The sequence below is a fragment of the Sorangium sp. So ce406 genome, assembly GCF_051474675.1.
Taxonomy (GTDB): Bacteria; Myxococcota_A; Polyangia; order Polyangiales; family Polyangiaceae; genus Sorangium; species Sorangium cellulosum_G.
Window position 1 is genome coordinate 972206 of record NZ_CP150340.1, and the last position, 14510, is coordinate 986715.

A 14510-nucleotide genomic window follows, 5' to 3' on the forward strand; every position below is an offset into this window, starting at 1 on the left:
GCGGCGCGTGCTTCCGCGGGGGGTATGGAACAGGTCAACCGTGGGATTTCAGGGCTAACGTGGGCCGCGATCGCGCTCGTCGTGATCGGCGCCATCAACTGGGGGCTCGTTGGGCTGTTCGAGTTCAACGTGGTGGCCGCCATCTTTGGCCGGGACAGTGCGATCAGCCGCATCGTCTACGTGCTCGTCGGGCTCGCCGGGCTCTATCTCCTCTACGCAACGGCCCAGCTCAGCAAGCGTACGCGGGTCACCACGATGCCGTGATGCCGTGCCCGACATCGCTCGACGCGGCGCCCGGCGCGCGCAGCGGGCGCGCCGAGGCGATCCGGAGCACGCGATCCGGAGCCCCTGAGAACAGGGCAGCTCCCGAGGTCGTGGTGTATTCCGGCGCGGGTCTTGCAACTCCTGGCGCCTGTCCAGAGACCCGATCCGTAACCATGGAACAGCGAGCTCAGCGGCCAACGAGGGTGTTCGCCGTTCGCCAGAGGCGTCGATCTCCGGCGGACGCGACGTGTCCAGTCACGGTGGCAATGCCGTGGAGGAGGCCGCAGCCGCGACGGTCGCAAGGAGTGACACCATGCCGAGCTCTCGAGAACCCGCGATAGCCCTCGTCCGCGACGCCGCCCGCCCGCTGCGGGGCGCCGCGCGCGACCACGACGCCCTGCTCGACGCCATCGGCGACCGCCGGTTCGTCCTGCTCGGAGAGGCCACGCACGGCACGCACGAGTTCTACGAGGCCCGCGCCCAGATCACGCGGCGGCTCATCGCCGAGAAGGGCTTCACCGCCGTCATCGTCGAGGCCGACTGGCCGGACGCGTACCGCGTGAACCGCTATGTCCGCGGGACGGACGACGACCGCAGCGCCGACGAGGCGCTCGGCGGCTTCAAGCGGTTCCCGCAGTGGATGTGGCGCAACCAAGACGTCCTCGGGCTCGTCCGGTGGCTCCGCGAGCACAACGCCGGCGTCGCGCGCGGGCGCCCGAAGGCGGGCTTCTACGGCATGGATCTGTACAGCTTGCACGCCTCCATGGAGGCGGTCCTCGCCTACCTCGACCGCGTCGATCCGGAGGCCGCCCGGCGGGCGCGGCGCCGCTACGGGTGCTTCGACCGGTTCAGCGACGACCCGCAGGTGTACGGCTATGCGGCCGGCTTCGAGCTGAGCGGGTCGTGCGAGCGCGAGGTCGTCGAGCAGCTCATGGAGCTGATGAAGAAGCAGACCGAGTACGCGAAGCGCGACGGGCGCGTCGCCGAGGACGAGTACTTCCAGGTCGAGCAGAACGCGCGGCTCGTGCAGAGCGCCGAGGAGTACTACCGCACGATGTTCCGCGGCGCGGTGTCGTCGTGGAACCTCCGCGACCGGTACATGGTCGATACCGTCGCGGCGCTTGTCGCGCACCTCGACCGGTTCCACGCGCCGACGAGGGCCGTCCTCTGGGCCCACAACTCGCACCTGGGCGACGCGCGCGCGACGCAGATGGGCGAGGGCGGCGAGTGGAACGTCGGCCAGCTCATGCGCGCGCGCTTCGGCGACGACGCGTTCCTCGTCGGCTTCTCCACGCACACAGGGACGGTGATGGCCGCCTCGGCCTGGGGCGGTCCCGCCGAGATCAAGCGCGTCCGGCCGTCGCTGCCGAACAGCTACGAGCGGCTCTTCCACGACACGGGGCTGCCGCGCTTCTGGCTCGACCTGCGGCCGGCGGCGGGCGCGCGGCGCGAGCTCGTGGAGGCGCTGCGCGAGCGCTCCCTCGAGCGCGCCATCGGCGTCCTCTACCTGCCGGAGACCGAGCGGGCGAGCCACTACTTCCACGCGCGGCTCAGCGACCAGTTCGACGCGGTCATCCACATCGACGAGACGAGCGCGGTGAGGCCGCTGGAGTGGACGGCCGAGCGGCGCGAGCCAGAGGCGGAGACGTACCCGACGGGGGTGTGAGCGCCGGGATCAGGCGCGCTGGCAGGGAGGGGCTGGCAGAGAGCGGAGCGATCCGGCCGCGCGCCGGGCCCGCGCTCGGGCCTACGCGCCGGCGTCGACCCGCCCGCCGAGGCCGCGGGGGCGCGCGGCGGCCGAGCGCGCCTCGATGAAGCGCGACACCGCGTCGACGAACGCCTCGGGGTTCTCGAGCTGCGGCATGTGCCCTGTCGCCGGGATGAACGTGAGCTGCGAGCCCGGCAGCGAGGCGTGGAGCTTCATCGCGGCGCGCGCGGAGCTGCCCGCGAGCCGGTCCGCCTCGCCCCAGACGATCAGCGGGGTCACGCCGAGCGGCGCCCTGGGGCCCCCTTGGAGCACGGCGTCGAGCACCGCATCCATCTGCGGCGAGCTGCCGCGCTCCAGGTCGTCCCGCAGCGCGGCGGGGGCGCGGCCGGGGTCGGCGAAGGCGCGGGTCAGGATCGACGGGTTGTACCCGTGCTTCAGCGCGAGCGCGCGCAGCATCTGCCGGGGCAGCGGCCGCGCCAGCAGCCAGCCGACGGCCCGCGGCAGCGCGGGGACGGGCGTGCCGTTGACCAGCACGAGCCCCCGGCAGCGGGCCGCGTGCTGCGCCGCGAAGCACGACGCCACCCCGGCGCCGAACGAGTTGCCGACGCACCACGCGCTGGCGACGCCGAGGTCGTCGAGGAGCCGCTCGAGCCAGCGCGCGTAGGCGCCGAGCGAGCCGAGCGCCGGGGTGTCCGTGCGGCCAACGCCCGGCAGGTCGGGCGCGATCACCTGGAAGCGCTCCGCGAACCGCTCCCAGACGGACGACCAGTACATCGACGCGCCGCCCCAGGCGCCGTGCACCAGCAGCAGCGGCTCTCCCCGGCCGCCGACGTGGACGCTGGCGGGCTGGCCGTCGATCGCGATTTCCCTCAATGAAACCGTGCTCATGCGCCTCTCCTGTGCGGATCCATCGCGGCCGCATCCTGCCTCTCGAGCGCCGGACCCGGCAACAGAAACCCAGGGAGCGCCGCGCTGCCGGGGCCTCCCGGCGCGCCGATGGAAGGCCGCGGGAGCGCCCGCGACGAACGCCGCGCTGCGCGCCTTCCGCTTGCGCGGGGGGCGGCCGGTCGGGGTATCGTCGCGGCCGTGTCCTCTGCTCAGCAGCTCCGAGAGCTCCTCGCGACGCCCGGCCTCCTGGTGATGCCTTGCTGCTTCGACGCGCTGTCGGCGCGCCTGATCGAGCAGGCCGGCTTCCCGCTGACGTTCATGAGCGGCTTCGCTGTCTCCGCCGCGCGCCTCGGCGCCCCGGACACGGGTCTCATCTCGTATGGAGAGATGGTCGACCAGGCGCGCGCGATCTGCGGCGCTGTGTCGATCCCGGTGATCGGCGATGGCGACACCGGCTACGGCAACGCGATGAACGTGAAGCGCACGGTGCGCGGCTATGCGAAGGCCGGGCTCGCCTGCGTGATGATCGAGGACCAGGTGGCCCCGAAGCGCTGCGGCCACACGCGCGGCAAGCAGGTGGTGCCCCGCGACGAGGCGCTCACCCGCGTCCGCGCCGCGGTGGACGCGCGCGACGAGGGGGCCGGCGTGCTCGTCATGGCCCGCACGGACGCCCGGCAGACGCACGGCTTCGACGAGGCGCTGTCGCGGGCACGGGCGTTCGCCGACCTCGGGGCAGACATCGTGTTCCTCGAGGCGCCCGAGAGCGTGGAAGAGATGCGCGCGTTCTGCCGCGAGGTGCGCGCGCCGACGATGGCGAACATGGTGGATCACGGCAGGACGCCGGTGCTGCCGCCGGCGGAGCTCGAGGCGATCGGCTACAAGATCGCGGCCTATCCGCTCACCCTGCTCTCGGTCGCCGCCGCCGCCATGCGCGAGGCGCTCGCGGCTTTGCGCGCCGGCCGGCACCCGGACCCTCGCATGAGCTTCGGGGCGCTCCAGGAGGTCGTCGGCTTCCCTGACTACTACGCGGAAGAGGCGCGGTACGCGCAGCCGCCGCCCGAGAAGGGGTGAGTTCACATGGCCACGATGTCCTCCGCCGAGCCCGCGTCGCTCCTCGACGTGGCGCGCAGCCTCGTTCCGCTCGTCAAGCAGCACGCGCAGCAGGGAGAGCGCGAGCGCCGTCTGCCCGATCCCGTCGCGAAGGCGTTCAGGGAGTCTGGGATCTTCCGCATGTGTCGTCCACGCGCGTTCGGCGGCCTCGAGGCCGACCCCCTCACGACCCTGCGCGTGATCGAGGAGCTCTCGCGCGCCGACGGCGCGGCGGGGTGGTGTGCGATGATCTGCGGTACGACCGGCGCGTTCGAGGCGTACCTCCCCGCGGAGGGGGGTCAAGAGATGTATGCGCTCCCCGATGCCGTCACCGCGGGCGTCTTCGCGCCGAGCGGGCGCGCCGTCGAGGTCGAGGGAGGGTATCGCATCACGGGGAGGTGGGCGATGGCGAGCGCCTGTCAGCATTGCGACTGGCTGGGCGGCACCGCGGTGGTGTTCGACGGGGCAGCCCCGCGCATGTCGCCGGCGGGCGCGCCCGAGGCCGTCGTGCCGATGTTCCGCGCCTCCGAGTGCAAGATCCTGGATACGTGGCGCGTGTCCGGCCTCGCCGGCACCGGGAGCCACGATTTCGAGGTCGCGGACGTCTTCGTGCCGAGTCGCCGGTGCATCCGTCTCCCGATGACCGCGCCGACCCATCCGGGGCCTCGCTTCATGTTCCCTCTCTTCGGCTTCCTCGCGAGCGCGGTCGCGTCGACCGCGCTCGGGATCGCGCGTGAAGCCCTCGATGAGCTCATCCGGCTCGCGGCGACCAAGAGGCCGGCCGGCGCGATGACGTCGCTCGCCGCGCGGCCGTCGACGGCGCTCGTCGTGGCCGAGGCCGAGGCCACGCTGGGCGCGGCCAGGGCGTACCTCGTCGAGGCGGTCGACGCCGTCTGGGATGCCGCGCTGGCGGGCGAGCCGATCTCGCTACGGGAGCGGGCGCGCGTCCGCCTCGCCGCGACGAACGCCGCGCTCGGCGCGGCCCGCGCCGTCGATCTGGCCTTCACGGCGGGCGGCGCCACGGCGCTCTACGCGGAGAGCCCTCTTCAGCGCTGCTTCCGCGACGTTCACGCCGTCACGCAGCACGCCCTCGTCGCCCCGCAGACGCGCGAGGTCCAGGGCCGCGTGCTGCTCGGGCTGGACACCGAGCTGCCGATGTTTTGAAGGGCCGTCCGCGAGCGGACCGCGAGCGGAGAGAAGGAGACGGCCGGCAATACCGGCCATCCGTCATGAGCCCGCGCGGGGCGCGCGCCTCATTTCAGCGGGAGGTCCACCCAGCGCTCGAAGCCCGGTCGGCGCCTGACGCGGCCGTACCATGCGTCCACGTGCTGGAGCGCGGGCCGCTCGATCGGGAGGTTGTACCACCGCTGCGCCGCCACCCCGAGGGGGATGTCGGCGAGCGTGAAGTACTCCCCTGCGGTCCACGGGTGCCGTGACAGCTCCTTGTCGAGGATCCCCAGGGCGGCGAGCGCCGACTTGCGCGCGCCGTCGATCGCGCCCTGATCGCGGCGCTCCTCCGGCGTGCGCAGGAGCTGGACCAGGAGCGTCCGCACCGGGGGCCACAGCGTCCCGAACTGCCAGTCTGTCCAGGCGTCGGCGCGCGCCCTCTCCGCGAGGTCGCTCGGCTGGAGGGGCGGCGAGCCGTAGCGGGTGAACAGATACCGCACGATCGCGTGCGACTCCCAGAGCACCAGTGGCCCGTCCTCGAGCGTCGGGACCAGCCCGTTCGGGTTGAGGGTGAGATAGTCCGCGTCCTTGACGCGGCCGAACGGCCCGCCGGCGTCGACGCGCTCGAAATCGAGCCTGAGCTCGTCGAGCGCCCAGAGGACCTTCTGTACGTTGGAAGAGTTCTTGTGACCCCAGAGCTTCAGCATGATGTCCTCGTCTTCGGCGCCGCTCAGGCGGCCGTCGCCGCCGCCGGCTTCACGAACTTCGCGTAACGCTCCACGTAGAAATCGACCGGGTTCAGGTGGGCGCGGACCGCGTCGCGCGCCTGCACGGCGTCGAGCCACGCCTGGAGCCGCGTGAGCTCCGCCGGGATGGAGAACCCGCGCAGGCGGCCCACCGCCGGCAGCCGCTCGAACCACGGATAGAAGGCGAGATCGACGAGGCTGACCTCGGCGCCCAGCCAGTAAGGCCCGCTCGACTTCGCCAGCGCCTCGCGCTCGATGAACGCGAGCACGTCGCCGAGCGCCTTGCGCCCCTCCGCCTCCTGTTCCGGCGTCTCGGCCCTGAGGAGCTGACCGAACGCGGGCACGAGCCGCGTGTTCGCGTGGTCGATCCAGATCCTCGCGAGGGCGCGCCTGCCGGGCTCCCGGGGCAGGAGCGGGGGATCGGGGAAGACCTCCTCCAGGTACTCGTTGATGATCGCCGACTCCCAGATGCGGTGGCCGTCGTGCTCGATCGCCGGGACCTTGCCGTAGAGCGAGGCGTCGACGAACGCCCGCGGCTTGTTCTGAAGATCGACCTCGGTCAGCTCGTGGTCGATCGCCTTCTCCTGAAGCACGAGCCGGGTGCGGTGAGCGAAGGGGCACGCCTTCGCGCTGTAGAGTCGCAGCTTCGTCATCCTGTTCTCCTTCGTGGCTCCGGCCACGCCAGATGCTCTCCTGCCGCGCGGAGCAGAAGGACGAGCATCCGGATCCATCGGATACCCTCCAGGCCGTGCCGCGCTGGTCCAGGCTCGGAGCGCGCGCCGGCGTCGGCGGCGGTCGTCGATCGCGTTCGCGTCATCTCACGCGCCGCCGGTCGAGCAGATAACGTGCCAGAGCGCTGTCGCGGGAACGGATCGCGATCCGTCATGGCGGACATGGACTTGCTGCGGCGGGAGCAGCGATTGCTGGCGATGTGCTGCTGCGGCAGCAGTCAATCCGGCGTGCGGTGGTGATCGTGTCGGAGGCCGGCGATGCTGCGCGGGCTCGCTGGATGGCCCGGTGGGCGCGTCGTGGAGGTGTTTGGGGGTCGGTTTGCTCGACCGGCGCTCCGCTGAGCGCCGGGCGCCGGGAGGGAGCGCTGCTGATGGGACGGTCAATGAAGGCAAATACCCGGGAGACGTCGCGCCTCGCGGGATGGGGTCGTTCAGATCTTCATCCTGACTTCCTCCTCGTGGATTGCTGGTCGCGGATGCGACAGACAGAGCCGCAGTCCGCCACCCCGTCGAGCGGCACCTCTGCGCGAGCGGATCGTCCACACGCGGGTCTCCTCCCGACGCATCGGGGGACCGTCGCTGTTCCCTGTCTTACTCTTCTATGGCGGACGTTAGTCTGTTATAGTGGACATGTCAAGCCGCTCCTCGGGTGGGCGATGAGCTCGATCGGGGGTGTGCAAACCCATCTGCGGCGGGATAGCGCTGCCGGGAGGGTATCGCGACGGAGGAGCAAGGATGTTCAGGAGAGGCGTTCGTCGTAAGCTCGGCAGCGTGTTGCTCGCTCGCGTCTGTTGCGGAGATATCGGTGGCTCCGGACGTCGCGAGCGCGTGGTCTGCTGCGCTCGACAGGGGATTGACATCGTTGTCCGATGCACGAGGGCGGCAGGCATGGAGCGGGGCCATGGCGGGTGAGCGCCCTCCCGCCCAGCTCTTGACCGCTCGGCTGGTTCTGCGCGCGTGGCAGCCCGAGGATGCCTCTTTGATGAGGGAGGCGATCGACGAAAGCCTTGCCCACCTGCGCCCCTGGATGCCGTGGGCCGTGAACGAGCCGTTGGCGCTGGAGGCCACGATCGCGCTGCTGGAGAGGTTCCGGGACGATTTCGCGGCAGGACGCGACTTTCATTACGGCATCTTCACGCGCGACGAGCGCGAGGTGCTCGGGGGCACGGGGCTGCACCCGCGGATCGGCCCGGACGCGATCGAGATCGGATACTGGCTCCGGGAGACGGCGACGCGACGCGGGTACGCCACGGAGGCAGCAGAGGCGCTGACCCGGGTCGCGTTCGAGGATCTCGGGCTGAGCCGCGTCGAGATCCGCTGCGATCCCCGGAACAGCGCGAGCGCCGCCGTGCCCCGGCGGCTCGGGTATCGATACGTGACGACGCTCGAGGCGAACGCGCTCACCCCGGTCGGCGAGCCGCGCGACACGATGGTATGGGAGCGGAAGGCCGCGGAAGACGCGAACGCGCCTCGATGAGGGCCAGTCCATGAGGACGGCTCGCGCGTCGTCAGCACGCCGTGATCCAGGGATATCGAGGCGCCTGGATCAGAGCTCGCGCGTCATCTCGATCATCGTGCGGCGGAAGCCGTACCGCTCGAACAGGCGCTGCGCGGCGGCGTTCTGCGTCGCGGTGTGGAGCACGACGCGCGGCGCCCCGAGGGCGCGGAGGCGCGCGATCACGGCGTCGAGCAGGACGGCGCCCGCGCCGAGCCGGCGCGCGGGCTCGGCCACATAGACGTCGTGGAGCACGCCGCATGCGTCGAGCAGGCTGTTCCAGTCGCGCGGCTCCCGGCGCCCGTAGGCGTAGCCGACCAGCGCCGGCTCGGCGCCGCCCCGCTCGACGACGACGATCGCCGCGTCGGGGTTGGCGAGCTCGCTGGTGAGCCACCGCTCGTACCCGGGCTCGATCGGCTCCAGGCACAGGAAGCGGTGCGGATCCAGGGCGTGGTGCAGGCGGACGAGCTGCGCCGCGAAGCGCGCCACCGCGGGCATGTCGGCGCGCTCCGCCGGGCGGGCCTTGAGGGTGGGGGTCATCCGCCAGGATAGCCGAGCGAACGGCGCTCGCCCGGCCGCGGCGCTCCGCGCTCGGCCTCTGTGCTCAGCGCTCGGCCTCGGCGCTCACCGCCCCTTGCCCGCCCCCAGGCTCTCCAGCGCCTGCTGCGCGTCGCGCCGGTAGGCGTTGTCGGTCGGCGCCGTCTCCAGGAAGCGCTGGTAGTGGCGGATCGCCTTCTCGCGGTCGTTCGTCGCGCGGAGCGCCTCGGCCAGGAGGAAGTGCGCGTCGAACAGCCACGGGGGCGCCGAGCGGTCCGGCGCCTCGCCGAGGGCGACCGCCTGCTCCAGCTCGGCCGCGGCCCCGGCGCGGTTGCCGCGCGACGCGTAGATCTTGCCGAGGCGGTAGTGCCACTCGGGGACCTTGTCGTTCGACGCGATCGCCTTGCGCCAGGCCTCCTCCGCGGCCGCCCAGTTGCCCTGGTCCTGGTAGCAGAGCGCCATCGTGGCGTAGGCCTCGTAGCGGGACGGCCGCTTCTCCAGCGCGATCTGCAGATCCGCCAGCGCGTCGCGGCTCGCCCCCTGCTTCTGCAGGAGCACGCCGCGCTGCCAGTACGCGTCGCCGAGCTCCGCGTCGAGCTCCAGCGCGCGCCGCAACGCCACCTCCGCGCGCGCCGTCTGGCCCGTCTCGTTGGCGCCCCAGCCGACGTAGAGGTGGTACTCCGCGCGGTTCGGGTCGAGCTCCGCGGCGCGCTCCAGCAAGCGCAGCGCCTCGGCCATGTTCGTGCCGCGCACGAGGAGCGCGCGGCCGAGGAAGTGGTGCGCCTCGGCGGAGTTCGGGCGATCCTTGAGCACGTCGCGCAGCATCGGCTCGGCCTGGCTCGCGTGGCCCGCCATGACCTGCGTCGAGCCGACGCGCAGCTTCAGATCGATGTCGTTCGGCGCCTTGCGGAGCGCGTCCGCGTACATCTCCAGCGCGCGCTCGCTCTGGCCCGTCTCCTCGAACAGGAGCCCGCGCTCCAGGGCGAGGCCCGGGTAGTCCTTGTCGGCCGCCGTGACCTTGTCGAAGACCCTCGCCGCGTCGTCGAAGCGGCGCAGGCGGCGGTAGGCCTCGCCCAGCTTGAACTGGCTGCCGAGATCGTCCTCCTTGGCGAGCGCCAGCTCGAGCTCCTGCCGCGCCTCGTCGTACCGCCCGGTCTGGAGCGCGACCTCGGCCTTGGCCTTGTGGAGCGCGGGCAGGTCCGGGAACTTCGCGGTCGCCTCCGACAGCCTCGCCGCCGCCTCCTCGTTGCGGCCCAGGCTCGAGAGCAGCGAGGCCAGCGCGACGTAGGCGTCGACGACCTCGGGGCGGTTCTCGCTCGACTTCACGGCGTCGAGGTACGCCTGCTCCGCTTCCTTCTTGTTGCCGAGCGCGAGCTCGGTGCGCCCGAGCCAGTAGGCGACCTGCGGGTCGGCCGCGTGGGTCTTCTGCAGCCCCTTGAGGAGGTCCTTCGCCTCCTTCATGCGCTCCTGGGCCAGCCACGTCTTCGCCTTGCCGATGTGCGCGGCGATGTTCTGCGCGTCGGCGCGGGCCGCGGCCTCGAAGCGCGCCTGCGCCTCGGAGTAGCGGCCCGACCGGTAGAGGACCTCGCCGTTGCCGATCAGCGCGCGCACCGCCTGCGGATCGATCTTCACCGCGGCGGCGAACGCCTGCTCGGCCGCGCTCATGCGGGACTTCGTGAGGTGGACGGTGCCGAGCAGCGTGTACGCCTCGACGATCTCGGGGTCGCTCGCGGCGGCCCGGACCGGGCCGTCGCCGGTGACCTTGCCCAGCAGATCGAGCGCCTCCTGCTCGCGCCCCGGCGCCTGCCAGAGGAGCGACGCGATCAGGGTGCGGGCCCCGACGTGGTTCGGCGAGGCCTCCAGCGCGGCCCTGGCGCTCGCCTCCGCGGCCGCGGCGTCGCCCGCGAGGCGCTGCGCCCGCGCCAGGCCGAACAGCGTGCGCGCGCTCTTCTGGAGATCGTTCGCGCGCTGCCACGCCGCGACGGCCCTGGGCGCGTCGCCCGCGAGGATCTCGATCTCGGCGGCGAGGACGGCGACGTCGATGTCGTCCTTGAGCCGGGCGCCGAGCGCCTGCGCGCCCTCCCGCGCGCGCTGTAGTTGCCCGGTGGCCGCGTCCTGCGCCGCGACGGCGAGCGCGAGCAGGTCGCTCGGCTCGGAGCTCGCGAGCGCGACCATCTCCTTGCCGAAGGCGTCGTCGACGGTCCGGTGCCCGAAGCGGACGCTGCGCGCGAAGGCGACGTACCCGGCGTAGGCCATGGTCGCCCGGTGCCGCGGCGCGCCGCCGCGCACGGCCTTCGCGTCGTTCAGCGCGCCGTTCGCGGCCGAGGCGGTGTCCTGGGCGAGGGCGGCCTGGGTGCGCTTCCTCAGGTCGGCGAGCGCCGCCTCGTGCGCGGAGGCGTTGAGCCGGTCGCTGATCAGGTTCACGCCGAAGGCGCCGACGTCCGGCACGAGCGCGAGCGCGCCGCCGCCGACGGCGGCGACGGCGAGGGCCGCGACGACGTAGCGCTTGATCTTGGTCTTCTGCTGCGGGGCTTCCTGGGCGGGTGCGGCCTTGTCGACCTGCGCCTCCGGCCCGGCGCTCAGGTCGCCGATCTCCGTGCCGGCGCCCGTGAGATCGACCTCGTCGCCGACGCTGGGGTGCGGCTCGCTGAGCTCGATGCCGCGATCGTCGGCGTCCACCGGGGTCTGCGTGAAGTTCGCGGAGCGGTCGGACGGATCGTACGCGGCGGGCGCGGCGCCGGTGGCGAGGCTCGCGACGCTCTCGCCGAGCGCGATCTCGTCGCCGAAGTCCGCCGGCGGCATCCCGCCGCCGCTGGGGGGCTCGGGCGCCGTCGGCGGGAGCGGGCGCGGCCCGGGCGCCTGGAACGCGGCGCCGACGCGCGAGTCGTCGTAGTCCGGCGGGGCCTCATCGAAGAGCTCGGCGCCGACGATGGTGCCCGGTCCGGCGGGCAAGCCGGGTCCGGTGGCCTTCGTGGGGAGCGCGGGGCCGGTGGCCTTCGCGGGGACGCCGACGGGCGCATGGGCGGGGAAGCCCGCGGTGGCCGGCGCGGGGAAGCCTGCGGGCGCCGGCGCGGGGTAGCCTGCGGGTGCGGTGGCGGGGAAGCCCGCGGACGCGGCGACGGGGTAGCCCGCGGGCGCCGTGGCGGGGAAGCCCGCGGAGGCGGGGGCGGGGAGGCCTGCCGCGGTCGGGGCCGGGAGCCCGGCGCGGACCGGCGACGGGAGCGGCGCGGAGGCCGGCACGGGCAGGCCCGCGCCCGGGAACGGCGCGGGCATGCCGATGACGCCGGGGACCGAGCTGGGCAGATCGCCGGAGACGATCGGCAGATCGCCCGACGCCGGCGAGGGCAGCTCGGGGTCGCTGTCGCCCTCGAGGGGCAGCTCGAGCTCGCCGAAGCCGAACGACATCGAGCCGCTGCTGGAGCGCGCCGGCGGAGCCGGGGGCACGTCGTCGTCGAGGTCCCCGAAGTCGTACTCCGGAGCCACGCGCGGCGGCGCGGCCTCTCCCATGCCACGGGTGCGCCCGCGGCCGAGCGGCTGCGTGGCGGCCCCGGCGCGGCCGCCGGGACCCGAGTCGCGCCCGCCGGGCGCCGGGTCGCGGGAGCCGGGCGCCGAGTCGCGCGCGCCGAACGCCGGGTCGCGGGAGCCGGGCGCCGAGTCGCGCGCGCCGAACGCCGAGTCGCGCGGGCCGAACCCGAGGGTCCGCCGGCTGCTCGGGGGAAGCGGATCGACCCGCGCTGGCAGATCGGTGTCGGCGAACGCCGTGGGCGTCGCCGGGGCGGTGCGCGACTCCGCGCGCGATCGCGCCGAGAGCGGCGCCGGCGCGGCGGGCATGTTGCCGTACACGACCGGCAGGTCGTCGGGATCGAGCCCTTGCGCCTCGACGTCCGCCGGGCTCGGGAGCTCGACCATCAGGTCGATCTCGCCGAAGCCGCGGCGCTGCGGCACCGTCTTGGCGTTGCGGCGATCGGAGGGCGCCGGGCGATCCGGCACGTCGGGCAGGCCGATCTCGCCGAAGACCTCCGGTCCCGGCGGCTCGGCGCGCGGCGCGGGCGCTGCCGCGGCGATCGGCGCCGGCGCGGCGGGCGCCGTCTGCGCCCCGCGGCGCGGCGGGATCGGCACCGGCGCTGGCCCGGGGCGCCGGGGCGGCGCGACCGCGGGGAACGCGACGTCGTCCGGCGCTGCCACGGGCAGATCGGCGTCGTCGTGCATCGCCGGTGCGCTCCGCTCCGAGAGCTGAAGGCCCCCCGCACCAGCCCGCGGCGCGGGCGTGGGCGTCGGCGCAGGTGTCGCCGCGGGCGCAGCGCCCCCCTTCGTTACCAGCAGGCTCGTGCCGCACTTCGGACAGCGCATTTTGAGCCCCGCTGGGGGAACGCGCTTCTCGTCGACCTGGTACGGCGATTTACATCCGTCGCACTCGACCTTGATCATGCTCCCCGACCCGATGCGGGCGCTGCGACTGCCTCCGCAGGCCCCGTCACGCTCGTTCGGCCTGCGACAGGCCGGGATGCCCCGACATCCGCTCTCCTTACTAGCAGGGCTTGTGGTCCTTGGATCGCCTCTTCTACCGGCCCTCCTCAAATCGGTCCCGGCGTCCGCGTCCCGCGCGGATCCCGCGCACGTCTCGCCCGCGCCTCGTCCACACCTCGTCCACACCTCGCCCCGCGTCGCGCGGCAGGCCGCGCGCCCTACGCCCGGAGCAGAGCCGGAACGCCGGCGGCGGCGAGGCGGCCGCGACAAGAGGACGCCGGAGGGGGCGCGGGGAGCCGGCGACGCGGGGCGCGCCGACAACGCGGCCTCGCCAAGCGTCCTCCACCTGTGCTAACGCGCTGCCGCCCATGCAGCGGTCGACGGCGGTCATCTACACGCTCTTCTTCGCGGGCGCCGTGGCGTTCGTCATCGCGCAGAGCGGCCCCAAGGGCCGCGGAGCGGCCAGCGCGCCCGCCGACGCCGGCGCGACCGTCGACGCCGGCTCGCCCACGGCGACGCCGCCGACGGCGGACGACGGCGACGCAGGCGCCGACGCTGGCGTCGAGGGCGCCCCGGCGAGCGGTCCGGAGCAGACGGCGCGATCCGACGCGGGCATCACGCTCCTCTCGGGAGAGGCTCCGCCCGGGCTGCCCACCGAGGCCCCGAAGAAGGTGCGCTTCGGCGTCGTGCTGGTCCAGTACCGCGGCGCGCAGGGCGCGACGCCGAACGCGCGCTCCAAGGACGCGGCGCTGGCGCTCGCCAGGGAGCTCGCCGAGGTCGCCAAGACGGACTTCAAGGCCGCCGTCGACAAGGGCGACAAGGGATCGACCGACGACCTCGGCTTCATCCCGCGCGGCGTGCTCGAGCCCGCGCCCGAGTACGAGCTCTTCAGCCTCCCCAAGGGGGGGGTGAGCGGCCCGGTCGACACGCCGCGCGGCTTTTGGATCACGCGGCGGATCGAGTAAGAAGGCGTACCGCGCGCGGCGCGTCGCCGCAGGCGCGAACGAGGGGAGATACCGTATGGCGACGATCGACATCCGCCGGCAGCACTCGCTCACCAAGGAAGAGGCCCGGCAGCGCGCGGAGGTGCTCGCGCGGGGCATGGAGGACAAGCTCGGCCTCCAGTGGCGATGGGATGGCGATCTCATCCGCTTCGAGGCCCCGGGCGGCGCCGCCAAGGGAACGAAGGGCCTCGTGCGCGTCGAGGCGTCGGCGGTGCAGGTCGAGATCGATCTCCCGTTCCTGTTGAAGGCGATGAAGGGCACGATCGAGTCGAAGGTCAACGAGAAGCTCGAGGCCGTCCTCGGCAAAGCCTAGCGAGGACAGCCGGCCTCGCGTACCGGGCGCGCCGGGCGCCTCGAGCGACCGGCGTCTCCGGCGGCGTGCCGCCTGGCCGCTCGCCGCGCACCGTCGTCCCG

At 73.5% G+C, this 14510-nt stretch carries 12 protein-coding genes; 7 read left to right on the top strand and 5 right to left on the bottom strand.

Annotation, left to right across the window (positions count from 1 at the left end):
- The first annotated feature begins 24 nt into the window (after nt 1–24).
- Both WME96_RS03630 and WME96_RS03635 read left to right on the top strand, forming a co-directional pair.
- Nucleotides 25–264: a DUF378 domain-containing protein gene (locus tag WME96_RS03630; RefSeq protein ID WP_433933336.1), complete on the top strand. Its 240-nt coding sequence runs from the start codon at nt 25–27 to the stop codon at nt 262–264.
- A gap of 313 nt (nt 265–577) precedes the next feature.
- Nucleotides 578–1930: an erythromycin esterase family protein gene (locus tag WME96_RS03635; protein ID WP_437288787.1), complete on the top strand. Its 1353-nt coding sequence runs from the start codon at nt 578–580 to the stop codon at nt 1928–1930.
- An 81-nt stretch (nt 1931–2011) separates the two neighbouring features.
- Here the strand turns inward: WME96_RS03635 and WME96_RS03640 are convergent, their stop codons facing one another.
- On the bottom strand, nt 2012–2860 hold the full coding sequence (locus tag WME96_RS03640; RefSeq protein ID WP_437288788.1) for an alpha/beta fold hydrolase: 849 nt from the start codon (nt 2858–2860) through the stop codon (nt 2012–2014).
- Nucleotides 2861–3058: 198 nt separating this feature from the next.
- Between WME96_RS03640 and WME96_RS03645 the strand changes: the two genes are divergently transcribed.
- Complete coding sequence (locus WME96_RS03645; protein WP_437288789.1) at nt 3059–3931, top strand: isocitrate lyase/PEP mutase family protein; 873 nt, start codon at nt 3059–3061, stop codon at nt 3929–3931.
- Nucleotides 3932–3937: 6 nt separating this feature from the next.
- Nucleotides 3938–5113, top strand: coding sequence for an acyl-CoA dehydrogenase family protein (locus WME96_RS03650; RefSeq protein WP_437288790.1), 1176 nt, complete (start codon nt 3938–3940; stop codon nt 5111–5113).
- Nucleotides 5114–5202: 89 nt separating this feature from the next.
- Here the strand turns inward: WME96_RS03650 and WME96_RS03655 are convergent, their stop codons facing one another.
- Together WME96_RS03655 and WME96_RS03660 are read right to left on the bottom strand one after the other, a co-directional pair.
- Nucleotides 5203–5823 carry a glutathione S-transferase family protein gene (locus WME96_RS03655; protein WP_437288791.1) on the bottom strand — a complete coding sequence of 207 codons (621 nt, stop codon included), beginning with the start codon at nt 5821–5823 and terminating at the stop codon, nt 5203–5205.
- A 23-nt stretch (nt 5824–5846) separates the two neighbouring features.
- Nucleotides 5847–6515 (bottom strand): glutathione S-transferase family protein, encoded by a 669-nt coding sequence (locus WME96_RS03660; RefSeq protein WP_437288792.1) that lies wholly within the window; start codon nt 6513–6515, stop codon nt 5847–5849.
- 979 nt (nt 6516–7494) lie between these two features.
- On the opposite strand from WME96_RS03660, the gene WME96_RS03665 reads away from it, so the two are divergent.
- Nucleotides 7495–8070: a GNAT family N-acetyltransferase gene (locus WME96_RS03665; protein WP_437288793.1), complete on the top strand. Its 576-nt coding sequence runs from the start codon at nt 7495–7497 to the stop codon at nt 8068–8070.
- 69 nt (nt 8071–8139) lie between these two features.
- Here the strand turns inward: WME96_RS03665 and WME96_RS03670 are convergent, their stop codons facing one another.
- Both WME96_RS03670 and WME96_RS03675 read right to left on the bottom strand, forming a co-directional pair.
- The gene (locus tag WME96_RS03670) at nt 8140–8628 is read right to left on the bottom strand and encodes an N-acetyltransferase family protein (protein ID WP_437288794.1); all 489 of its coding nucleotides are present in this window, start codon (nt 8626–8628) and stop codon (nt 8140–8142) included.
- Nucleotides 8629–8712: 84 nt separating this feature from the next.
- Complete coding sequence (locus tag WME96_RS03675) at nt 8713–13053, bottom strand: tetratricopeptide repeat protein (RefSeq protein WP_437288795.1); 4341 nt, start codon at nt 13051–13053, stop codon at nt 8713–8715.
- A gap of 407 nt (nt 13054–13460) precedes the next feature.
- Here WME96_RS03675 and WME96_RS03680 point away from each other — a divergent pair, with 407 nt between their 5' ends.
- Nucleotides 13461–14057: a peptidyl-prolyl cis-trans isomerase gene (locus WME96_RS03680; RefSeq protein ID WP_437288796.1), complete on the top strand. Its 597-nt coding sequence runs from the start codon at nt 13461–13463 to the stop codon at nt 14055–14057.
- A gap of 55 nt (nt 14058–14112) precedes the next feature.
- Nucleotides 14113–14409, top strand: a complete 297-nt coding sequence (locus tag WME96_RS03685) for a polyhydroxyalkanoic acid system family protein (RefSeq protein ID WP_061616980.1) — start codon at nt 14113–14115, stop codon at nt 14407–14409.
- Nucleotides 14410–14510: the final 101 nt, after the last annotated feature.